The sequence below is a fragment of the Pseudomonas lutea genome, assembly GCF_000759445.1.
In the GTDB taxonomy this organism is placed as follows: domain Bacteria; phylum Pseudomonadota; class Gammaproteobacteria; order Pseudomonadales; family Pseudomonadaceae; genus Aquipseudomonas; species Aquipseudomonas lutea.
Genome location: NZ_JRMB01000002.1, coordinates 1,447,270 through 1,470,158, shown reverse-complemented (window position 1 = coordinate 1,470,158; position 22,889 = coordinate 1,447,270). Strand labels below are relative to the sequence as shown.

The following is a 22,889-nucleotide window of genomic DNA, read 5'->3' as shown; positions in this document are numbered from 1 at the left end:
ACTCCAGCCAACCCCGCTGGATGCAGGCGATGCATTCAGTGGAACTCCAGCCAGCCCCACTGAATGCACGCGATGCTGTCAGTGGGACCGGCTTCAGCCGGGAAGAGGCCGGTATGTGCGCTACAGATATGCGGCGTAACGTCCGACGCCTTCCCGGCTAAAGCCGGTCCCACAAGTTGGGACTCCGGACGGTCTCACTGAATGCACGCGATGCTGTCAGTGGGACCGGCTTTAGCCGGGAAGAGGCCAGTGCGTGCGCTATAGATCTGCGGCGTAACGCACTACGCCTTCCCGGCTAAAGCCGGTCCCACAGTCGCGTCCACGTTCACTGCATGATCTCACTGGACGGATGCATTCCTCTGTAGGAGCCGGCTTGCTGGCGAAAGCGGTTGATCATTGACCGCTACGGTGTCTGGTGCAATTCGCCAGCAAGCCGGCTCCTACGGGCCCTGATACCTGCCGTTGATGGGCAATTTCTGCTTCGCCGCTAAAGCCGACTCCCGCAGTCCTGTCGGGGTTGTCATGGCACCAGCTCCAACACCTCTTTGCTGTTCCCCTCCACATCCCCTTCGCTGAACCGCTCTGGCGCGTACTCGCCTTTTATGTAGCGCTGCGCCTGATCGGCATAATGCTTGTCGAACAGCACGCCGCTCTGGCCTACAGGATTGATCCCGAGTGCGTGGGCCGGGTCGGCAAAGTCGATCAGCCGGCGCGTTGACGGTCCGTAAGTCACCGGCCACGGCGCAGGCCCCATACTCGCGGAGAGGTTGTTCGGCACCTCATGCGTGCCCGGCGCTGCGAACGGCCCGACGTTAAACAGCATGTCCAGCGGCGGTTGCTTGCCCAGTGGGTGTTCATGGGTGAGCGTGTGAGCCTTGCCCCACGTCCATTCATCCGGGTTCTGCCCATACAACGATTTCAAATGCGAAACCGCTGCGTGCCAGGCAACTTTCACGGTGTTGTCACGGCTCTCGGGCTCACGCGAATGGCGATTGTTCCACCACGGCGAAGTGGGGTCGGCGGCCAGCCGTGGTAGCGCTGAATCGATAAGCCGAGTCGACAACAGCGTGTTGAACAGCCCGTCGCCCAGTTCGTCGTGGAAGGTCTGATCCGCCAGGTTGAAGAGGAACTGATTGAACAGCGTTGCGCCCACCGAATCCACTGAATAGTCGCCTTCCCACGCTGCCAGTCGTTCGAGCAAGTCGTGCTCCTCCGGCTCGCTCACCACTCGACGCAACACCGGAATCAGCGGTTCGAGAATTTGCGCCGCGTAGTCAGTCCGGATGCCCAGTTGCAGCGCCTGGCTGTTCTCCAGGTTCCATTTCACCTTGTCGTCGCTCAGTTGGCGATCAAGCTGTCGCCCACGCTCGGGAAGGTTGTAGTAACCCGGAATCTCCATGCCGGTAGGCGATACCGGCTGGAAGTTTGCCGAGACAATGTAGCCACGCGCCGGGTTCTCTTCCTGCGGATTGGCGCTGAAGGGATAGAACCCATTTTTGTCGGCCTGCTCCGAACTGCCGTCGAGAATAAAAGCTGGGTCCACACCGGCGGGGCGCTTGGGAAGTTGCGCTGCCGCCCACCAACCGATATCGCCCTTGGCGTTGGCGTAGATGATATTCAGGCCTGGCGATTGAAGTTTCTCCGCGGCACCGCGCATCTTGCCCAGCGTGTCAGCACGGTTGGCCTCGTAAAAGCCCTGCAGGATCGGATTATCCGATTCCAGAAACGACCACCACATCGCGATCGGCGTGTCGCTCGGCTGTTGCGTGCCGTTGGCGCCCATTGCGTCGTTGACGATCGGGCCATGGGGTGACTGGCGCAGAGTAACCATGACAGGCGACTCGCCCTTCACGTCGATCTGTTCGGTGCGGGACGTCATGTCTACCCAGGCGCCGTGATACCAGACCTGATTCGGGTTGTCGGGGTTGGTCTTTTCTGCGACCAGGTCCAGATCGTCATTCTGGAACATCGTCAGGCTCCAGCCGAAATCCAGGTTATGGCCGAGCAGCGCGAAGGGGTTTAGTGCCTGGAAGTGCCCATACAGTTCGAAACCCGGCGCTGCGAGTTGGGCTTCGTACCACACCGCTGGCACCGAAAAGCGAATGTGCGGATCACCCGCCAGCAACGGCTTGCCACTCTGGGTGCGACCGCCGGACACCGCCCACGCATTGCTGCCTTCAAACTGCGGCAGGCCGGCCTTCTCCAGGGCCTGTTGGCTGAGCAGCGCCAGGTCATCGAGGTTTTTCCAGTCGTTGCTCGTCAGCGCGGGCGACTGGCCGAGCGCCCCCTGAGGCTGCCACTCAAGGTCGAAAATTTTGAGGTAATCCGGCCCCAGTTGATTGCGCACATAGGTCATCAACGGTTCGGTACGAAAGGCCGCCGCAAAGCTGTAGGCCAGATAACCGCCGACGCTGAGGGTGTCCTGTGCGGTGAATGGCCGCTCGCGTATGCCCAGCACGTCGAATTCGACTGGCTTCGGGTGCGTTGCCTGAAACTGGTTGATGCCGTCGAGGTACGCCTGAAGCGCTTTCCACGCGGGCGTGTTCTGATCCTGACGAGCCACGTAGGCGTCGGCGTGCTCGCGAATGCGCAAGCTGCGGAAGAGCTTGTCGGTGTTGATCAGTTTCGGGCCAAGCACTTCAGCCAGTTCGCCACGCGCCAGCCTGCGCAGAATTTCCATCTGGAACAGGCGATCCTGCGCATGAACATAGCCAAGCGCGCGGTACAGATCGTCCTGGTTTGCGGCGCGAATGTGCGGCACACCTCGCTCGTCGTAACGTACGGTGACCGGCGCCTGCAGCCCTGCCAGGCGCATTTGGCCATCGCGAACCGGCTGCTTGTCGTGGAAATACCAGACGCCGGCGCACCCGATGACTACCAGCAGTGCGACGGCGACGTAAAGGCTGCGTTTCATCCGGGGGCTCAAATGAGAATCGGGAAGGTTCGCAGGCTACAGATTTGTCGCCTCACTGGGTAGACGGGGGACCCGGGATGCAAGCGACGTAAACTTGCCACGCCGCAACGGACAGATGACACTTCCGTGCGCCCGCTCCTGCGAACCCTGAACTGGAATTCCGATGTCCGACACGTTCGACCCTGATCACTTGCGAGCCGAAGCAGTGCCGCTGACTCGTTTTCGTGAACTTTCCCAAGAGGCCCAGGCTTACCAGCGTTTCTATGGTCTCAACGCCGTGGGTCCGAAGGGCGCATGCAGCGGGCAGATGGGACGCTTCGAAGTGGGTGGCTATGAAATCGTCACGCAGCTCTGGAGGCCCGAGCGCCCGGTCGGCACGCTGGTGCTGATGCACGGGTTTTACGACCATGTGGGTTTGTATGGGCATGTCATCGACTGGGCGCTGGGGCTAGGCCTGGCGGTGATTACCTGCGACCTGCCGGGCCATGGTCTGTCCAGCGGAGCGCGGGCAAGCATTACCGATTTCTCTGAGTATCAGACGGTACTGAATCGCCTGTTCATCGAAGCCGAAACCCTGCAGCTGCCCAAACCGTGGCACTTGTGCGGGCAGAGTACCGGCGGGGCGATTGTCATCGACCATTTGCTTCATCATGGCGACGACAGCCCGGCGCAGGGGCAGACGATCCTGCTTGCGCCGCTGGTGCGGCCACGCGGCTGGGCACTGTCGAAGCTCAGCTATTACCTGCTGCGCACCTTCGTCAAAGGGATCGACAGGCGTTTCAGCGAAAACTCCAACGCGCCGGCATTTCTGCCGTTCCTGCTGGCGGACCCCTTGCAACCCCGACGCCTGCCAACAGTCTGGGTGGGGGCGTTGGCCAAGTGGGTCGAAAGGATCGAACGCGCGCCTCGCAGCCGCCGCAGCCCGCTCATCGTGCAGGGCGAGTCGGACATGACCGTGGACTGGAAACACAATCTGGCTGTGCTCAAGAACAAATTTGATCAGCCGCAGATTCTCATGCTGGAAGAGGCGCGCCACCACCTGGCAAACGAGACGCCTGAGTTGCGGGCGCGGTTCTTTGAGTTCCTGACGCAGCGGATGGGTTAAGGCTCGAAGGGCACGGTTCCGGCTGACATAACGAATGTGGGGCCGGCTTCAACTGGGAAGGCTTGAGTCAGCATGCTGAAAGATGGAGGGTGTTCAAACAGTCCCTTTCCCGTCTGAAGCCGGTTCCACTGACGTTATTTCACATTCTGTCCGACCGCCAATCCTGCGCGAACAGAGGCCAGCGCTGCCTTGTAATAGGCTTTGCCTTCGTTTGACTCGGCAAAGGTAGCGAACTCGTCCAGTTCGCCGTCAGACAGATCGCGGTACACGTAGAGCAGCGTGTTGTTCACGTCTTTGCCGATCTGCCCCATAAGTCGCTGACGCTGACCGTCGAGCATTGCCTGGGTGGTGCTGCCGCCCATCAAGCCGGGAATCATCGAGCTCAGGCTGTCTGCAGCGACGCCGGCGATCGCGAGGCTGACTTCGGCGCCGGCCTCCTTGGCAGGCAGGGCGTTGGCCAGGTGGCCGATGATCAGCAGACGATTGTCGTCTGCCTGGATGTGCGGCAAGCCTTGAGCGTTTTTGGCCAGTTGGTCGGGGCGTGTGGCCGTGAGCTCGGCATTGACGATCTTGCGCCCCAGAGGCGTCTGGAAAAACTGAAGCGCAGGGTTTGGATCCGGCAGCGTCTGCCGCAGCATTTGCTCTGCGCGCTGGTCCATCGCCTGCGACGCGAAACGCTGATTGCTGTTATTCACCAGAGCCTCGAATACGGCAGGCGGGAGGCTGTTGCGGTAGCGCTGCTGAGCGGCTTTCAGGGCATCGACAAAATGAGCGCGTTGTTCCGGCCAGCCGGCAAGCTTGTACAGCTGATCGTGGCCGTCTGCCCAGGCGGGCAGGGAAGAAATCATCAACAGCAGGAAAAACAGACGGCGCATTAGAGACTCCTGTCGGCAGGCCGCTATTCTCGGCGGGGCAGCGGGGATTTGTCGAGTTAACACTTGCCAGACCCCGCTAAAACTCGTGGGTTCGACCTGCCGTTCGGCAAAACCGCTCGGGCGTATTCCCTGTGCAGAAATATTCCTCATTCGCCGGGCTCCGGGCTCTGTCGGATTAACCGGCGTATGGATACTATGCGCGCCATGCGCATATCCCCTGATCACCCTCTGCTGTTGCGAATCGTCGACGACCTGGCCGAGCGTGGCTGGTCGCAGCAGAACATTTTCCTGCCCGACGCCCTGACCCGGGAGCTGGCCCTGGAATGCCGCACGCGTGCCGTTCAGGGTGAGCTTGCGCCTGCTGCAGTGGGCCGAGGACCGGCGCAGGAGGTTCGCGAAGGGATTCGCGGTGATCACATTCAATGGCTGGAGGCGGGGCAGGCCGAACCTTGCGATCGCTATCTGGACTTGATGGACAGCCTGCGTCAGGCGCTCAATCGCGGGCTGTTTCTGGGGCTGGAAGACTACGAAAGCCACTTCGCGCTTTATCCCCCCGGGGCGTTCTATCGCAAGCATGTGGATCGGTTTCGGGATGACGACAAGCGCATGGTTTCAGCCGTCATCTACCTCAACGACGCCTGGCTGCCGGAGCACGGTGGTCAATTGCGCATGTACCTCAAAGGCGGCGTCGAATATGACGTGCAGCCCACCGGGGGATGCCTGGTGGTGTTTCTCTCGGGAGACATGCCCCACGAAGTCATGCCCTCGACCCGCGAGCGACTGTCGCTGACCGGATGGTTCCGGCGGCGCGGCAGTGAGCCGTTCGAGCTGTAGCAGGCTGACTCCCACAAGCTCTGCGGCGGCCGGAGATTGCAACCCAGCCCCGATCCCGTGGGAGCGAGCTTGCTCGCGAAGGCATAGGTTCAGTCCCAGAAAAAGCGGTTGAATCAACTGACCTCTTCGCGAGCAGGCTCACTCCCACAGGGGTTGTGGTCGTTGCGCGTCTGCGCATGGGCCCAACATGAAACCTTCTACATCCAGCCACTCCGCGAAATACTTCGCGGCCAACCGCAGCTAAGGTAAGGGTCGTTCCTGAGCGGTTGTCTGTCGGGATGGAAAAGCCTTCGAAGCCTGACCCCCAACTGCCTATCGATAAAAACGGAGAAATCATGAAGACGTTAGTTGCTAAAGCCGCCCTGACCGGACTGCTCCTTGGAGCAAGCTTGCTGGCTCATGCCGACGATATGCCACGCACGGCATCACCCGCAGGGGCCGAGGTTTACATCATTTCGCCGAAGGATGGCGCGGTCGTCAACGGCGCCTTCAAGGTGCAGTTTGGCCTCAAAGGCATGGGCGTTGCGCCTGCAGGCGTCGATGTACCTGATACCGGTCATCACCACCTGTTGATCGACGTCAAAGATCAGCCCGACATGAACGCGCCGCTGCCAACGACCGACAACATCCGCCATTTCGGCAAAGGCCAAACCGAAACCGAGCTGAACCTGACGCCAGGGCAGCACACGCTCCAGTTGCTGGTGGGCGACAAGAATCACGTACCGCTGAATCCGCCGGTCGAGTCACAGAAGATCACCGTCACGGTGAAGTAGGGCGCTCAGCGCTCCAGAGTCACGGCTTGCGTTGCCAAGTGCCGACGGCTCGCCTGGGACCTGAAGGAGCCGGCTTGCTGGCGAAACGTTTTATTCATCCACCATGGATGTGTCTGACTTGACGCTTTCGCCAGCAAGCCGGCTCCTACAGGTCGGGTACGGCGCGCAGAGTGTATGGCGCATTCCGTTGTAGGAGGCGCTTGCCCGCGAATGCGGTGGGTCAGCGGTATACCCATAACTGACGAAACGCCTTCGCGGGCAAGCGCGCTCCTACAATTTGATCGCCGTAAGCAGGCGTGAATCCGTCCAATCCTCCATCGTGCGGCAAGCGTAGATTGGTCCAATTCTCCATCGTGCGGCAAGCGTGGGTCCGTCCAATTCTCCATCGCGCGGCGGGCGTGGATTGGTCCAATTCTCCATCGTGCGGCAAGCGTGGATTGGTCCAATTTTCCATCGTGCGGCAAGCGTGGGTCCGTCCAATTCTCCATCGTGTGGCTAACGTGGGTCTGTTCGATCCCCCGCGCGATGGCTGGCGTGGGCCGGTATCTCCAATCGTATGGCTCATCTCGATCTGTAGGAGCCGGCTTGCTGGCGAAGGCGTCGCTTCAAGTGCATTGATGGTGACTGGATAAACCGGTTCACAAACATCAGGACACGGCTGCTTGAGGCACAAAAAAAGGAGACCCGAAGGTCTCCTTTTGCACATTGAACGCTCGCGGTTTAGAACAGAACGCGGCTGCGGATGGTGCCTTTGATGTGCTGCAGCTTCTCTTGCGCCAGATCGGAATACTCGGCGTCGACGTCGATCACCACATAACCGACTTTCTCGTTGGTTTGCAGGAACTGGCCGGAGATGTTGATACCGTTTTCGGCGAAGACCTTGTTGATCTCCATCAGCACGCCCGGGATGTTCTCGTGGATGTGCAGCAGACGGTGCTTGCCCGGGTGAGCCGGCAGGGCCACTTCGGGGAAGTTGACCGAGGAAACCGACGTACCGTTGTCGCTGTATTTGACCAGCTTCTCTGCCACTTCCAGACCGATGTTGGCTTGCGCTTCGGCCGTCGAGCCACCGATGTGCGGTGTCAGGATGACGTTGTCCAGGCCGCGCAGCGGGCTTTCGAACACATCATCGTTGGAGCGTGGCTCAACCGGGAACACGTCGATGGCCGCGCCGATCAGGTGCTGATCCTTGATCGCGTCAGCCAGGGCGTCGAGCTCAACCACCGTGCCGCGTGCCGCGTTGATCAGGATGGCGCCCTTCTTCATGCCGCGAATTTCTTTTTCGCCGATCATCCACTGGGTTTCGCTGGTTTCCGGAACGTGCAGGGTGACGATGTCGGACATGCCCAGCAGCTCGTTCAGGCTGGACACCTGCGTAGCGTTACCCAGCGGCAGCTTGGTCAGGGTGTCGTAGAAATAAACCTGCATGCCCAGGCCTTCAGCCAGGACCGACAGCTGGGTGCCGATCGAGCCGTAGCCGATGATGCCGAGCTTCTTGCCACGAATTTCGAACGAGTTCGCGGCGCTCTTGATCCAGCCACCACGGTGGCAGGAAGCGTTTTTCTCCGGGATGCCGCGCAGCAGCAGGATGGCCTCGGCCAACACCAGCTCCGCCACCGAACGGGTGTTGGAGTAGGGGGCATTGAACACGGCGATACCGCGTTCGCGGGCTGCGTTGAGGTCAACCTGATTGGTACCGATGCAGAAGCAGCCCACCGCGACCAGTTTCTTGGCGCAATCGAACAGCTCTTCAGTCAGTTGGGTGCGGGAACGAATACCGATGAAATGAGCGTCGGCAATCTTTTCCTTCAGTTCGGCTTCCGGCAGAGACTTGGTGTGGTACTCGATGCTGGTGTAACCGGCGGACTTGAGGACGTCGACCGCGGACTGGTGGACGCCTTCGAGAAGAAGGAACTTGATCTTGCTCTTGTCGAGGGAAGTCTTGCTCATCTGCGTAAACCTGTGTCCCGGAGAGAAATGGCAGTAAGTGAAGCGCCCGCAAATCGGCCGAAAGCTCGTTTGGCGGGGGGCGTATGCTAGCATATGCACCCCGCGAAACACCCCATTCCTGGACGTGAGCCGTTCTCAGGATGACCATGAATTGTTCGAGAGTTCTGTTGATGACCCATCCTGCGCTGATAGATGAGCTGAAGACCCTGGTTGAGCCTGGCAAGGTGCTTACCGACGCCGATTCCCTCGAAACCTACGGCAAGGACTGGACCAAACATTTCGCCCCGGCGCCCACCGCCATCGTGTTCCCCAAGACCACCGAGCAGGTTCAGGCCATCGTCCGTTGGGCCAACGAACGCAAGGTTGCGCTGGTCCCTTCGGGTGGCCGTACCGGGTTGTCGGCCGCCGCCGTCGCCGCCAATGGCGAGGTGGTCGTTTCGTTCGATTACATGAACCAGGTGCTCGAACTCAACCTGACCGATCGCACCGCCATCTGCCAGCCAGGGGTGGTCACCAAGCAATTGCAAAATCTCGCGGAAGAAAACGGCCTGTATTACCCGGTCGATTTCGCCTCGTCCGGCTCCAGCAACATCGGCGGCAACATCGGCACCAACGCCGGCGGGATCAAAGTGATTCGCTACGGCATGACGCGTAACTGGGTGGCGGGCCTCAAGGTTGTCACGGGCAAGGGCGACCTGCTCGAACTGAACAAAGACCTCATCAAAAACGCCACCGGCTACGACATGCGGCAGCTGTTCATCGGCGCCGAAGGCACGCTCGGTTTCGTGGTCGAGGCGACCATGCGCCTGGATCGTGCCCCGAAAAACCTCACCGCGATGGTTCTCGGGACCACCGATTTCAACGCCATCATGCCGGTGCTGCACGCCTTCCAGAGCAAACTGGACCTGACCGCATTCGAGTTCTTCTCCGACAAGGCATTGGCCAAGGTCATGGCGCGCGGTGATGTGCCGTCGCCGTTTGAAACCGAATGCCCGTTCTACGCGCTGCTGGAGTTTGAAGCGACCACTGAAGAGGTGGCCAACCACGCGCTGGAAACCTTCGAGCACTGCGTCGAGCAGGGCTGGGTGCTTGACGGCGTGATGAGCCAGAGCGAACAGCAACTGCACAATCTGTGGAAGCTGCGCGAATACATTTCTGAAACCATCTCCCACTTCACGCCGTACAAGAACGACATCTCGGTCACCGTTTCAAAGGTCCCGGCGTTCCTCGCCGAAGTGGATGCGATCGTCGGCCAGCATTACCCGGATTTTGAAATCGTCTGGTTCGGGCACATTGGCGACGGCAATCTGCACCTGAACATCCTCAAGCCGGAAAACCTGAGCAAGGACGAATTCTTTGCCAAGTGCGCCACGGTGAACAAGTGGGTGTTCGAGATCGTGCAAAAGTACAACGGCTCGATTTCGGCCGAGCACGGCGTCGGCATGACCAAGCGTGACTATCTGCACTACAGCCGCTCGCCGGTTGAAATCGAATACATGAAGGCCGTCAAGGCAGCGTTCGATCCGAACGGCATCATGAACCCCGGTAAAATTTTCGCGCTGTAAGCGGTTTCCCTATTACAACAAGCTTCTCAGGAGCGCTCATGAGCTATCAGCACAAATACGTAGACGGCACCAAGGTTCATTTTCCGCTCGGCAAAGTGGTCTGCATCGGCCGTAATTACGCCGAGCACGCCAAGGAACTGGACAACCCGGTGCCGACCGAACCGTTGCTGTTCATCAAGCCAGGTAGCTGCGTGGTCGGGATCGAAGGCGGTTTCAGCATCCCGCAGGACCGTGGCTCGGTGCATTACGAAGCCGAGATCGTGGTGCTGATCGGCAAGCCGCTGAGCAAGAAACCGAGCCGTGAAGAAGTGCTCGATGCCATTTCCGGGTTCGCTCCGGGCCTGGACCTCACGCTGCGCGACGTGCAGTCGAAGCTGAAAGAAAAAGGCCTGCCGTGGGAAATCGCCAAGTCGTTTGACGGCGCAGCAGTGATCGCACCCTTTGTGTCGGCCGATACCTATCCCGACCTGACCGACATCGCGATCCGCCTGACCATCAACGGTGAAGTCCGTCAGGATGGCAACAGCAGCCACATGCTCAACCCGATTGTGCCGATGATCCAGCACATGGCCTCGCAGTTCTCCCTGCAAGCCGGTGACCTGATTATGACCGGCACACCTGCCGGTGTTGGCCCTTTCAACATTGGCGATGAAATCGTGCTGGAGCTGACAGGTCATAGCCGATTCGAAAGCGACGTCCGCGGATGACACAGCGCCAAAGCCGTGTGCGTTTCCGTTGGTGGTGGCTGCTTGTCGCCGCCTTGGTGATCCTCGCCAGCCTGTCCTTCGCCTGGCACTGGGATGATCGCGGTCTGTTGTGGCTGCGCGAGCATAACGTCACCTCGGCTGAGCGCGCGGCGGGCATCTGGTTGCCGGATTACAAGGTCGACATTGATGGCAAGCCGTTGGCGGGCATGGAAAAGGACGAGGCCTCGGATCTGTCTTACGACTCCGAGAGCAAAACCTTGTATTCGGTGATGGGCAAGAACCCCTTTCTCTCCGAGCTGACGCTCACCGGCGACGTCATCCGCAAGATTCCGCTGGTAGGCTGGGGCAACCCCGAGGGCGTGGCCGTGCTGGGCAAGGGTCTGATCGCCATCGTCGACGAGCGCCAGCACTTGATGACCATTGTCCAGGTCACGCCGGAGACCAAGAGCCTAAACCTCGCCGACTTCCCCAAGTACGACCTCGGTGTGTCCAAAGATCAGAACAAGGCCTTTGAAGGCATCGCCTGGGACCCTCGGGACCAACAATTCCTGTTTGGCGAAGAACGCCCCCCTGCGCTGTACAGCTGGAAGGCCGACGGCAGCAGTGAGGTCAAGGGTGAAAAGCGCAAGCTGATCAACGACAACCTCATCGTGCGTAACCTGTCTTCGTTGTTTGCCGACCAGAAGACGGGGCACTTGCTGGTGTTGTCCGCCGAGTCGCACATGCTGTTGGAGCTGGACGGGCACGGGAACGAGGTTAGCTTTATGACGCTCCTGAGCGGATTCAATGGCCTGCGCCAGACCATTCCGCGTGCCGAAGGCGTAGCCATGGACGAGAACGGCACCATTTACATGGTCAGCGAGCCGAATCTCTTTTATACCTTCAAGCGTCAGTGACCGACGCCCGACCTTCCGGGCAAACCTGGCCGACCCCAGGTTGCGCTCGGGAAACGCAAACGAGATGCGACGCAGGTTCAGTTTGGCTTCAGAATACGGTGCTATTAAAGCCGCCCCACTGAAGTCGAGCCCCTTGCATGCGTCGTGTGTCCCCGTTTCAGACCGTTGTGCTCACCCTGGCTGTGGTGTTGATCCTCACGGCCTCTTTTTTTCTGGCACGCGAATACCGGGTCATCGAGCGCCTCTGGTTCAACTGGTACGTTTTCTGGCAATCCAGCGATGCCCAGGCGTTGGGCCTTGATGATTATGAAGTCGTGATCGAGGCGCGCGCCATTGATGGGCTTGAGTACAACGTCTCGGCCCTCAGCTTTGATCCCCAACGCAAAACTCTCTTCACAGTCACCAACAAAGACCCGGAACTGGTCGAACTTAGCCTCGAAGGGCGGATCCTGAGAAGGATTCCGTTGACGGGTTTCGGTGATGCCGAGGCTGTCGAATACATCAGCCCCGGCATTTACGTTATCAGTGACGAGCACAGCCAGCGCCTGATCAAGGTGCATCTGGATGACGACACCACTTTCCTTGATGCGGCCGATGCCGAGCAGCTGACACTGGGTATCGACGCCGGCGGCAACAATGGCTTCGAGGGCCTGGCTTACGACAATCAGGGTCGTCGCTTGTTCGTCGCCAAAGAGCGGCGGCCGGTGCAGATCATCGAAGTGCGCGGCTTCCCCGACGCTGGCACGGATTCACCGAACATTCTGGAAGTGACGTCCAGCAAGGAGCGGGACGCGGGGCTGTTTGTGCGCGACCTTTCCAGCTTGCAGTTCGATGAGCGCAGCGGGCATTTGCTGGCGCTGTCTGATGAATCTCGGCAAATTCTGGAGCTTGATACGCAGGGCAAGCCGGTCGGCAACGTGTCACTGACCAAGGGCAGCATGGGCCTGAGCAAGAGCGTGCCCCAAGCGGAGGGCATCGCGATGGGCGACGACGGCACCTTGTACGTCGTCAGCGAGCCGAATCTGTTTTACGTGTTCAAGAAGCGCTGAGGCCAAGGCATCTCCGGAAGGATTTGCCTGGCCCGCAACAATCAACGCTTGAGGGTTTTCACGCCTTCTTGCGTGCCCAGCAGCAGCAAATCTGCCGAGCGCGCAGCGAACAGGCCGTTGGTGACGACGCCGACGATGTTGTTGATCTGCGCTTCCACCTCGACCGGGTTGCTGATGTTCATGTTGTGCACATCGAGGATGATGTTGCCGTTGTCGGTCAGCACACCTTCGCGATAAACCGGGTCGCCACCCAGTTTCACCAACTGGCGGGCCACGTGGCTACGGGCCATCGGGATCACTTCGACGGGCAGGGGGAACGCACCCAGTACCGACACCAGCTTGCTGCCATCGGCGATGCAAATAAACGTTCTGGCGACAGCAGCGACGATTTTCTCGCGGGTGAGGGCTGCGCCGCCGCCCTTGATCAGGTTCAGGTGTTCGTCGCTTTCGTCGGCGCCGTCGACATAAAACTCAAGGTCGCTGACCGTATTCAGCTCGTACACCGGAATGCCGTGCCCCTTCAGGCGCGCGGCCGTGGCGTCAGAGCTGGCGACTGCGCCGTCAAACGCGCCTTTGTGCCGGGCCAGTGCGTCGATGAAGCAGTTGGCGGTAGAGCCGGTGCCGACGCCCACGATGCTTTTGTCGTCCAGCTTCGGAAGGATGAAATCGACCGCGGCTTGGGCAACGGCCTGTTTGAGTTGATCCTGGGTCATGCGAGGTGGGCTCCGGTTATGAATGACAAACTGAAAGAGCGCGCTTGCCCGCAAAGGGCGTTGCAGGGGCGACGAATCGGCGACCGCGCAGGGGGTCGTTCGATTTCAGCCCATTCCTGGCGCGCTGCAACAGTGGAATGACGATAACGCTTGGGGGCGGCAGTATAACGACATGCCCTCATCAAAGCCTGAGTCTTGGTGTGGTCGTACGTGAGGTCGAGGGGTAGACTTCCGGGCCTTGCCCCTTCGCCAGTGATCTTTCCCCGATGCTCGAACACTACGTCAAGAAAATCCTCAACTCCCGTGTCTACGACGTCGCCGTGGAAACCCCGCTGCACGCCGCTCGCCAGCTGTCCGAGCGCCTGGGCAATCAGGTGCTGCTCAAGCGCGAAGATTTGCAGCCGGTGTTCTCGTTCAAGATTCGCGGCGCGTACAACAAGCTCGCCCAATTGAGCCCGGAAGAGCTGGCGCGTGGCGTGGTCACGGCGTCGGCTGGCAACCACGCGCAGGGCCTGGCGCTGGCGGCGAAGACCCTGGGCGTGTCGGCGACCATCGTGATGCCCAAGACCACCCCGGAAATCAAGATCGAAGGCGTCCGCTCACGCGGCGGAAAGGTCGTACTGCACGGCGACTCATTTCCCGAGGCGCTGGCGCATTCGCTGCAGCTGGTCGAGGAACACGGCTACGTTTACGTCCACCCGTATGACGACCCCGACACCATTGCCGGGCAAGGCACTGTGGCAATGGAGATCCTGCGTCAACATCAGGGCCCGCTGGACGCCATATTCGTCCCGGTGGGTGGCGGCGGGTTGATCGCCGGCATTGCGGCGTACGTGAAATACCTGCGCCCGGAGATCAAGGTGATCGGCGTGGAGCCGGACGATTCCAACTGCCTGCAGCAGGCGATGGCTTACGGCGAGCGGGTGGTCTTGCAGCAGGTCGGGCTGTTTGCCGATGGGGTGGCCGTGGCGCAGATCGGCCATCACACCTTCGAGATCTGCAAGGACTACGTCGATGAGGTGATCACCGTCAGCACCGACGAGATTTGCGCGGCGATCAAGGACATCTACGACGATACCCGTTCAATCACCGAACCCTCCGGCGCCCTGGGCGTGGCCGGGATCAAGAAGTACACCGAGCAATACGAAGTCACCGGGCAGACGTTTGTCGCCATCGACTCCGGCGCCAACGTCAATTTCGACCGTTTGCGTCATGTGGCAGAGCGCGCCGAGCTGGGCGAAGGCCGCGAAGCCATCATTGCCGTGACCATTCCGGAACAGCCGGGCAGCTTCAAGGCGTTCTGCGAGGCCATCGGAAAGCGGCAGATCACCGAATTCAACTACCGCTACCACACCGATCGCGAAGCGCACATCTTTGTCGGCGTGCAGACCCACCCCGACACCGACCCGCGCAAGGCCTTGATCGCAAGCCTCACCGAGCAGGGCTTCCCGGTGCTCGACCTCACCGACAACGAACTGGCCAAGCTGCATTTACGCCACATGGTGGGTGGCCATTCGGAGCGGGTTAACGACGAGGTGGTGATGCGTTTTGAATTCCCCGAGCGGCCGGGCGCGCTGTTCAACTTTCTCAACAAGCTGGGCGGTCGGTGGAATATCTCGATGTTCCACTACCGCAACCATGGCTCGGCGGATGGACGAGTGGTCGCGGGCCTGGTGGTGCCGGAGGACGAACGGCATCTGGTGCCGCAGGCGCTGGCCGAGATTGGCTATCCGTACTGGGACGAAACCAGGAACCCTGCGTACAAGCTGTTTTTGGGGTGATGGCCGACGAACATAATCTGCCCGCACCCTTAACATCGCCTGACCCAACGCCTTCGCGGGCAAGCGCGCTCCTACACGGGATCTGCGGCGAATGACGTATCGACGGGTACGCATGCGTACAGGGGATCTGCGGCGAATGCCATATCGGTGGGGAATGACGTCCGTAGGAGCCGGCTTGCTGGCGAACGCAATCTTGCAGCGCCATCATCTTTGCCTGACACATCGCATCGCGGGCAAGCGCGCTCCTACAGGGAATCTGCGGCGAATGACATATTGGCAGGGGGAACGCGATCCGTAGGGGCCGGCTTGCTGGCGAATGCATTCTTCCAGCGGCATCATCGTTGTCTGACACACCGCATCGCGGGCAAGCGCGCTCCTACACGGGGTCTGCAGCGAACGACGTATCGACGGGGCGCACGCGTGTACACGGGATCTCCGGCGGATGACGTATCGACGGGGTACGCGCGCGTAAACGGGATCTGCGGCGAATGACGTATCGGTGGGAAATGACGTCCGTAGGAGCCGGCTTGCTGGCGAATGCGATTCACCATTCACAATTCACCGTTGAGGTTGTTGGGCTCCGGGCATTCGCCGGCACGCCGGCTACGGTTGCATTCCCTTCAACCGGTACACACGGCCGCAACCGACGATGTGTTGCTACGCTTCAAACACCGCTAGATACAGGGATACGAACACAATGGAACACTTTGCTGCACTGAAAATCCTGCACGTCGTCAGTACGGTGCTGCTGTTCATCTGCGCGCTGGCATTGACGGTGTGGATCGTGCGCGGGCGTCGTGCGGGCGATGCGACGGTGCAGAACCGAGCCATGCAGCGGCCTTGGGTGTTTGTCTGGCTTTTAATGGGTTTGTGTTTGCTGAGCCTGCCAATCAGCGGTTGGTGGCTGGTCCACTTCGCAGGCTGGCCATTGGGGCAAACCTGGCTGCTGGCGGCGAGCGTGTTGTATCTATTCGGCGCATTGAGCTGGGCGTGGCTGGCCGTGCGGGTCAATCGCCTGCGGCGACCCGCCATTGTCGGCAACACCCGGTTTACGCTGGCCCTGGCGGTGTTCAGCGTCGTCTGTTTCGTTACGATTGCCGGACTGATGGGCGCCAAGCCGGTGTAGGGCGCCTCGCCCCTTAACTCCGCGTCAAGTAGATGTTTCGCGGGTAAGCGCGCTCCTGCGTCCCGCTGCGGTCTCTTGCAGGAGCGCGCTTACCCGCGAAGCTCTTCAATCCCGCAGTGAAATCACCGGCCAGCCGCGGCGGGTGGCCTCGGCGCGCAGCTTTTCATCAGGATCAACCGCGACCGGATTAGCCACTTGCTCCAGCAGTGGCAAATCATTCATCGAATCACTGTAGAACCAACTGTCGTTCAGGTTGAAGCGGTTCTCTTCGATCCAGCGGTTCAGACGTGTCACTTTGCCCTCGCGGAAGCACGGCACGTCGGTGGTCCGACCGGTGTAGCGGCCATCGACCACCTCGCACTCGGTTGCCAGCAGCGTGTCGATTCCCAACCGTGCAACGATAGGCGCGGTCACAAAGCGGTTGGTGGCCGTAATCACTACCAGCTTGTCGCCGGCATCGCGGTGTTTGGCGATGAGCGCCATGGCCTTGGGCAGGATCAATGGCTCGATGCAGTCACGCATGAATGCCTGATGCCACTGGTCAAGCTGCGCCATATCAGTACGGCCCAGAATCTCCAGACTGAAATTCAGGTAGTCGGTCAGGTTCAGCGTGCCGGCCAGATAATCCTGATAAAAGGCATCGTTGCGTGCCTTGTAGGCCGCGCCATCCAGAATGCCGCGTTCACACAGGTAATCGCCCCAGGCGTGGTCGCTGTCGCCGCCGAGAAGGGTGTTGTCGAGGTCGAACAGGGCCAGACGCATGAGCTTTACTCGCTGAAATATCAGAAAAAAGAGCACAAGAATACGAGGTTTGCCCAAGAGATCGCATCTATTAATGCGCTTGCCACGATAAGCTGTCGCAGCCTCGTTGCTGCCTTCACGATCTTTGTGGAACAATGCGACGACATGCGTTTGCGAGGTTGTGGCCGTGATCGACCCCGATGGTTTTCGCCCTAATGTCGGGATAATTCTGACAAATGATGTTGGCCAGGTCTTGTGGGCTCGGCGCATCAATCAAGACGCCTGGCAGTTTCCGCAGGGGGGTATCAACCCTCAGGAGACGCCGGAAGACGCGCTTTACCGTGAATTGAATGAAGAAGTCGGGCTGGAACGGCATGATGTTGAAATTCTTGCCTGCACCCGTGGTTGGTTGCGCTATCGTCTGCCGCAACGACTGGTCCGTACCCACAGTCAGCCGCTGTGCATCGGCCAGAAGCAAAAATGGTTTCTCCTGCGCCTGATCTCCGACGAGCAGCGGGTGCGGATGGATTTGACCGGCAAACCGGAGTTCGATGGCTGGCGTTGGGTCAGTTATTGGTATCCGTTGGGCCAGGTGGTGACATTCAAGCGCGAGGTATATCGCCGCGCACTCAAAGAGCTTGCCCCGCGCCTGTTGGCGCGCGACTGACACGGAGTTCGACCCCGAGCCATGCTCAATACGCTGCGCAAGATCGTCCAGGAAGTTAACTCCGCCAAGGATCTAAAGGCGGCGTTGGGCATTATTGTGTTACGCGTCAAAGAGGCGATGAGCAGCCAGGTCTGCTCGGTCTACCTGCTCGACCCCGAATTGAACCGCTTTGTGCTGATGGCCACCGAAGGCCTGAACAAGCGCTCGATCGGCAAGGTGAGCATGGCCCCGAACGAGGGCCTTGTGGGTCTGGTCGGTACGCGCGAAGAACCGCTTAACCTCGAAAATGCCGCCGATCACCCCCGTTATCGCTATTTTGCGGAGACCGGCGAAGAGCGCTACGCCTCCTTCCTGGGCGCGCCGATTATCCACCACCGGCGGGTTGTCGGGGTGCTGGTCATCCAGCAGAAGGAGCGGCGTCAGTTCGACGAGGGCGAAGAAGCCTTTCTGGTCACGATGAGCGCGCAGCTCGCCGGCGTTATTGCCCACGCGGAGGCCACCGGGTCGATTCGCGGGCTGGGTCGGCAGGGCAAGGGGATTCAGGAAGCCCGATTTGTCGGCGTCCCGGGCTCGCCGGGTGCTGCGGTCGGTACCGCACTGGTCATGCTGCCGCCTGCTGACCTTGAAGTGGTGCCGGACAAGACCGTCACCGATATTACCGCCGAGCTAAAGCTATTCCAGACCGCGCTGGAAGGCGTTCGCAATGATATGCGTACCCTTTCGGCAAAGTTGGCCACACAGTTGCGCCCGGAAGAGCGAGCGCTGTTCGATGTGTACCTGATGATGCTCGACGATGCCTCGCTCGGCAGCGAAGTGACCAATGTCATCAAGACTGGCCAGTGGGCACAGGGCGCCTTGCGATCTGTAGTCAACGAACACGTCAAACGCTTCGAGCTGATGGACGACGCCTACCTGCGTGAACGTGCATCGGACGTGAAAGACCTCGGTCGCCGCCTGCTCGCCTATCTTCAGGAAGCGCGGCAGCAAACCCTGGTTTACCCCGACAACACCATTTTGGTCAGCGAAGAGCTGTCGCCTGCCATGCTCGGCGAAGTGCCGGAAGGCAAGCTGGTGGGTCTGATCTCGGTACTCGGCTCGGGCAACTCCCACGTTGCCATTCTTGCCCGTGCCATGGGCATCCCCACCGTCATGGGTGTGGTGGATCTGCCGTATTCTAAAGTCGACGGCATCGAGCTGATCGTCGATGGCTACCACGGTGAGGTCTTCACCAACCCCTCCGAGATTCTCAAAAAGCAGTATTCGGTCGTCGTTGAAGAAGAGCGGCAGCTCTCTCAAGGCCTTGATGCGCTGCGCGAGTTACCGTGCGTGACACTTGACGGTCATCGCATGCCGTTGTGGGTCAACACCGGCCTGCTGGCTGACGTGGCACGTGCGCAGCAGCGCGGCGCGGAAGGGGTCGGGCTGTATCGCACCGAAGTGCCCTTCATGATCCAACAGCGCTTTCCCAGTGAAAAAGAACAGCTGGCGATCTATCGCGAGCAACTGGCGGCCTTCCACCCGCTGCCCGTGACAATGCGAACCCTGGACATCGGTGGCGACAAATCGCTGTCGTACTTTCCGATCAAGGAAGAAAACCCGTTCTTGGGCTGGCGCGGCATCCGCGTGACGCTGGATCACCCGGAAATCTTCCTGGTGCAGACTCGCGCAATGCTCAAGGCCAGCGAAGGCCTCAACAACCTGCGCATTCTGCTGCCGATGATTTCCGGTACCCATGAAACCGAAGAGGCGCTGCACCTTATCCACCGTGCGTGGGGCGAAGTGCGCGACGAAGGCACCGATGTGCCGATGCCGCCGGTTGGGGTGATGATCGAAGTGCCCGCAGCGGTCTACCAGACCCGTGAGCTGGCGCGTCAGGTGGATTTCCTGTCGGTCGGTTCCAATGACCTGACTCAGTATCTGCTGGCGGTCGACCGAAACAACCCGCGGGTGGCCGATCTGTACGATTACCTGCATCCAGCGGTGCTGCAGGCGTTGCAGAGCGTGGTGCGCGACGCCCACGCCGAAGGCAAGCCAGTGAGCATCTGCGGTGAAATGGCCGGTGATCCAGCGGCAGCCGTGCTCCTGATGGCGATGGGCTTCGACAGTCTGTCAATGAACGCCACCAATTTGCCGAAAGTGAAATGGATGCTGCGTCAGATCAACCTGAGCATGGCCAAGGATCTCTTGGCCCAGTTGATGAAAAACGACAACCCGCAAGTCATCAGCAGTTCGTTGCAACTGGCGCTGAGGAACCTGGGGCTGTCGCGGATGATCAACCCGGGGTCCGTAAAAGGGCATTGAGGGTTGGTTGGCTGCTATCCGTAGGAGCCGGCTTGCTGGCGAACGCGGTGAATCAGCCGCCTTTACAGTGCCTGACACACCCGGTTCGCCAGCAAGCCGGCTCCTACAGTGAGTACTTTTACAGTATCGGTTAAATCTCCAGATCCACCTCGCCCAGCCTCCCGCCACACGGCCCGAAGCTGCGCTCGATCAGGCGTCGGCTGCCGTCGGCATTTGCCACCAATACCGTACTTGCCCGTGTGCCGTAATTGGGGCTGGCGATAAATACGCTCGACAACAACTTCTCCGTTGCAATACCCACACCCGTGCTGGGCAGTTCGGCTTCTGGCGCTGGAGTGCCGTCTGCAAGCAGGTCGAATAACCTTTCCGGCCGTGGATCCTGCAACTGCGCGGACAGCGCCGCTTTGGCCTTGACCAACTTCGGCCATGGCGTATCCAGCCCTGCGTTGGAAACGCCGTACAGCCCCGGCGCCAGGCGGCGAGGTTCGGGGTCGCCTGAGTGAAGGAAATGCAGTTGCTCATGATCCCCCACGATCAGATTGAATCCGCTGTACTCCGCTGATCGCCCCGCGACATCCTGCAAATACGCCTCGACAGACACATCACTGGTTAAAAAACGAGCAACCAGTTCCCCCCGTGAGCGCCGACCAGGCGGCTTGCCTGGCTCGCGGATATTGGTCAGCGCGGCGAAACGTCCGTTGGCGTTGATGCCCAGCCAAGTCCCGCCCGCTTCCAGGTCCCGCCCTGCGTACACCTCTGGCGCATCTTCCCACTGTGCCAACGGCAGCGTCGGGCGCGCGTAAAACTCGTCGCGATTGGCCGCCAGAATAAGAGGTTGAGCCTGCGATGGCCGCCAGGCAAACACGATAAGGCACATGGATGACTCCTTTTTGCGCCACTTTACCCACCCTGCAGGCCGACATCCATCGCGCGCCGCTAGAGCGGATCGGCGCGGTCCGGTAACATGCCGCACTGCTTTTTTGGGATGCCCGGTGAGAAGCTGTGGTGACATCACCGGCATGCAGCGTCCCCATCGAGGTCGCCGCTGCACAGATTTCATGATTATTGGGTGGCACGACCTGCACCGCCGCCGCATAGTTCTGCCTCGTCGCTCAATGAGCGCTTCTATTTCAAGGAGTCGCAATGCTGCCTTACCCGCAGATTGACCCGGTAGCCGTGGCCATCGGTCCGCTGCAAATTCATTGGTACGGCCTGATGTATCTGGTCGGTATCGGCAGTGCCTGGTACCTGGCCTCCCGTCGCTTGAATCGCTTTGATCCGACCTGGACCAAGGAAAAGCTCTCGGACATGATCTTTTGGGTGGCCATGGGCGTTATCGTCGGCGGGCGGCTCGGTTACGTGTTGTTTTATGACCTGCCCAACTACATCGCCAATCCGCTGCTCATCTTTGAGGTGTGGAAGGGCGGGATGGCGTTCCACGGCGGCTTTATTGGCGTGATGATCGCGACGTACTGGTTCGGCAAACGCAACGGCAAGTCGTTCTTCCAGCTCATGGACTTTATCGCGCCGCTGGTGCCGATTGGTCTGGGGGCCGGGCGTATCGGCAACTTCATCAATGCCGAGTTGTGGGGCAAACCCACTGATCTGCCCTGGGCCATGGTATTCCCGCCTTACAGCGATCCCGCGCAGTTGGCGCGCCACCCGTCACAGCTCTATCAGTTCGCGCTTGAAGGCGTGGCGTTGTTCGCGATTCTGTATTTCTATTCCCGCAAGCCGCGTCCGACCATGGCGGTGTCCGGCATGTTCGCGCTGTTTTACGGCATCTTCCGCTTTGTGGTGGAGTTCGTTCGCGTGCCGGACGCGCAGCTTGGTTATCTCGCCTGGGGCTGGGTCACCATGGGGCAGATCCTCAGCCTGCCGATGATCATTGGCGGTCTGGTGCTGATCTGGCTCGCTTATCACCGCGCACCCGCTGCCAACAACGCTGCAGCTTGACGCCACCCATGCTGAACGCCGGGCCCCGAGGTCCGGTGGATTCACCGAAACAGAGGGCCTTTGGTCATGAAGCAATACCTTGAGCTGTTACAGGACGTGATCGACAACGGCACCCGCAAGGGCGACCGTACCGGCACCGGTACCACGGCGGTGTTTGGTCGTCAGATCCGCCATAACCTGGCCAACGGCTTCCCGCTGCTGACTACCAAAAAGCTGCACTTCAAGAGCATCGCCAACGAGCTGATCTGGATGCTCAGCGGCAACACCAATACCAAATGGCTCAACGAAAACGGGGTGACCATCTGGGACGAGTGGGCCACCGAAGACGGCGACCTGGGCCCGGTATATGGCGCCCAATGGACAGGCTGGCCCACCAAGGATGGCGGCAAGATCAACCAGATCGACTACATGGTCGATTGCCTGAAGAACAACCCCAACAGTCGCCGTATCCTGTTCCATGGCTGGAATACCGAATACCTGCCGGACGAGAAGCTGTCCCCTCAGGAAAACGTCAAGGCCGGGCGCCAGGCCCTCGCGGTGTGCCATCTGCTGTATCAGGCATTTGTCGCGGACGGCAAGCTGTCCATGCAGCTGTACATTCGCAGCTCTGACGTGTTCCTCGGCTTGCCGTACAACATCGCCGCACTGGCGTTGCTGACCCACATGCTGGCGCAGCAGTGCGATCTGATCCCCCACGAGATCATCGTCAGCCTGGGTGACACCCACGCGTACTCCAATCACGAAGAACAGATCGCCACGCAGCTAACGCGTACCCCAAGACAGCTCCCGCAGTTGAACATCAAGCGTCGCCCGGACAGCATCTACGATTACCGTTTCGAAGATTTCGAAATCGTAGGCTACGACGCTGATCCAAGTATCAAGGCGCCCGTCGCGGTTTGATGGCGGCACCCGTTTCGGTGGGCTCACCGCCCATCA

At 60.1% G+C, this 22,889-nt stretch carries 19 protein-coding genes; 13 read left to right on the top strand and 6 right to left on the bottom strand.

What is annotated here, in order from left to right; all coding sequences use genetic code 11:
- Window positions 1–520: 520 nt before the first annotated feature.
- Complete coding sequence (locus LT42_RS18655) at window positions 521–2,914, bottom strand: penicillin acylase family protein (RefSeq protein WP_037016209.1); 2,394 nt, start codon at window positions 2,912–2,914, stop codon at window positions 521–523.
- 163 nt (window positions 2,915–3,077) lie between these two features.
- Here LT42_RS18655 and bipL point away from each other — a divergent pair, with 163 nt between their 5' ends.
- Entirely contained in the window at window positions 3,078–4,019 is a 942-nt protein-coding gene (gene bipL / locus LT42_RS18650; protein ID WP_037016206.1) for a phospholipase BipL, read from the top strand.
- A gap of 134 nt (window positions 4,020–4,153) precedes the next feature.
- Here the strand turns inward: bipL and LT42_RS18645 are convergent, their stop codons facing one another.
- Window positions 4,154–4,894: a DUF2059 domain-containing protein gene (locus LT42_RS18645; RefSeq protein ID WP_037016203.1), complete on the bottom strand. Its 741-nt coding sequence runs from the start codon at window positions 4,892–4,894 to the stop codon at window positions 4,154–4,156.
- A gap of 195 nt (window positions 4,895–5,089) precedes the next feature.
- Here LT42_RS18645 and LT42_RS18640 point away from each other — a divergent pair, with 195 nt between their 5' ends.
- Together LT42_RS18640 and LT42_RS18635 are read left to right on the top strand one after the other, a co-directional pair.
- Window positions 5,090–5,728, top strand: coding sequence for a 2OG-Fe(II) oxygenase (locus tag LT42_RS18640; protein WP_037016200.1), 639 nt, complete (start codon window positions 5,090–5,092; stop codon window positions 5,726–5,728).
- Between the two features lie 335 nt (window positions 5,729–6,063).
- Window positions 6,064–6,501 carry a DUF4399 domain-containing protein gene (locus LT42_RS18635; protein WP_037016197.1) on the top strand — a complete coding sequence of 146 codons (438 nt, stop codon included), beginning with the start codon at window positions 6,064–6,066 and terminating at the stop codon, window positions 6,499–6,501.
- A gap of 720 nt (window positions 6,502–7,221) precedes the next feature.
- Here the strand turns inward: LT42_RS18635 and serA are convergent.
- Entirely contained in the window at window positions 7,222–8,451 is a 1,230-nt protein-coding gene (serA, locus tag LT42_RS18630; RefSeq protein ID WP_037016195.1) for a phosphoglycerate dehydrogenase, read from the bottom strand.
- Window positions 8,452–8,621: 170 nt separating this feature from the next.
- Between serA and LT42_RS18625 the strand changes: the two genes are divergently transcribed.
- The 4 genes from LT42_RS18625 (at window position 8,622) to LT42_RS18610 (ending at window position 12,668) form a co-directional block, all read left to right on the top strand.
- Window positions 8,622–10,016, top strand: a complete 1,395-nt coding sequence (locus tag LT42_RS18625; protein WP_037016193.1) for an FAD-binding oxidoreductase — start codon at window positions 8,622–8,624, stop codon at window positions 10,014–10,016.
- Window positions 10,017–10,054: 38 nt separating this feature from the next.
- Entirely contained in the window at window positions 10,055–10,723 is a 669-nt protein-coding gene (locus LT42_RS18620) for a fumarylacetoacetate hydrolase family protein (RefSeq protein ID WP_037016189.1), read from the top strand.
- Window positions 10,720–11,619 carry an SdiA-regulated domain-containing protein gene (locus LT42_RS18615; protein WP_037016187.1) on the top strand — a complete coding sequence of 300 codons (900 nt, stop codon included), beginning with the start codon at window positions 10,720–10,722 and terminating at the stop codon, window positions 11,617–11,619. Before LT42_RS18620 ends, LT42_RS18615 begins: the two co-directional genes overlap by 4 nt.
- 137 nt (window positions 11,620–11,756) lie before the next feature.
- Window positions 11,757–12,668: an SdiA-regulated domain-containing protein gene (locus tag LT42_RS18610; RefSeq protein WP_037016185.1), complete on the top strand. Its 912-nt coding sequence runs from the start codon at window positions 11,757–11,759 to the stop codon at window positions 12,666–12,668.
- Between the two features lie 41 nt (window positions 12,669–12,709).
- Here LT42_RS18610 and rpiA read toward each other — a convergent pair whose 3' ends face one another.
- Window positions 12,710–13,381, bottom strand: coding sequence for a ribose-5-phosphate isomerase RpiA (gene rpiA, locus LT42_RS18605; protein WP_037016182.1), 672 nt, complete (start codon window positions 13,379–13,381; stop codon window positions 12,710–12,712).
- Window positions 13,382–13,647: 266 nt separating this feature from the next.
- On the opposite strand from rpiA, the gene ilvA reads away from it, so the two are divergent.
- The gene (gene ilvA / locus LT42_RS18600; protein ID WP_037016178.1) at window positions 13,648–15,162 is read left to right on the top strand and encodes a threonine ammonia-lyase, biosynthetic; all 1,515 of its coding nucleotides are present in this window, start codon (window positions 13,648–13,650) and stop codon (window positions 15,160–15,162) included.
- Window positions 15,163–15,859: 697 nt separating this feature from the next.
- Window positions 15,860–16,288, top strand: coding sequence for a DUF2269 family protein (locus tag LT42_RS18595; RefSeq protein ID WP_037016175.1), 429 nt, complete (start codon window positions 15,860–15,862; stop codon window positions 16,286–16,288).
- A gap of 105 nt (window positions 16,289–16,393) precedes the next feature.
- Here the strand turns inward: LT42_RS18595 and LT42_RS18590 are convergent, their stop codons facing one another.
- A complete protein-coding gene (locus LT42_RS18590; protein ID WP_037016171.1) occupies window positions 16,394–17,050 on the bottom strand; it encodes a histidinol-phosphatase in 657 nt (218 codons plus the stop codon).
- A 166-nt stretch (window positions 17,051–17,216) separates the two neighbouring features.
- Between LT42_RS18590 and LT42_RS18585 the strand changes: the two genes are divergently transcribed.
- Window positions 17,217–17,696: an RNA pyrophosphohydrolase gene (locus tag LT42_RS18585; protein WP_037017543.1), complete on the top strand. Its 480-nt coding sequence runs from the start codon at window positions 17,217–17,219 to the stop codon at window positions 17,694–17,696.
- Between the two features lie 21 nt (window positions 17,697–17,717).
- Window positions 17,718–19,997 (top strand): phosphoenolpyruvate--protein phosphotransferase, encoded by a 2,280-nt coding sequence (ptsP, locus tag LT42_RS18580; protein ID WP_037016168.1) that lies wholly within the window; start codon window positions 17,718–17,720, stop codon window positions 19,995–19,997.
- Between the two features lie 130 nt (window positions 19,998–20,127).
- Here ptsP and LT42_RS18575 read toward each other — a convergent pair whose 3' ends face one another.
- The gene (locus LT42_RS18575) at window positions 20,128–20,874 is read right to left on the bottom strand and encodes an NRDE family protein (RefSeq protein ID WP_037016165.1); all 747 of its coding nucleotides are present in this window, start codon (window positions 20,872–20,874) and stop codon (window positions 20,128–20,130) included.
- 266 nt (window positions 20,875–21,140) lie between these two features.
- Between LT42_RS18575 and lgt the strand changes: the two genes are divergently transcribed.
- The gene (gene lgt / locus LT42_RS18570) at window positions 21,141–21,953 is read left to right on the top strand and encodes a prolipoprotein diacylglyceryl transferase (protein WP_037016162.1); all 813 of its coding nucleotides are present in this window, start codon (window positions 21,141–21,143) and stop codon (window positions 21,951–21,953) included.
- Between the two features lie 66 nt (window positions 21,954–22,019).
- A complete protein-coding gene (locus LT42_RS18565; protein WP_037016160.1) occupies window positions 22,020–22,853 on the top strand; it encodes a thymidylate synthase in 834 nt (277 codons plus the stop codon).
- Window positions 22,854–22,889 lie beyond the last annotated feature (36 nt).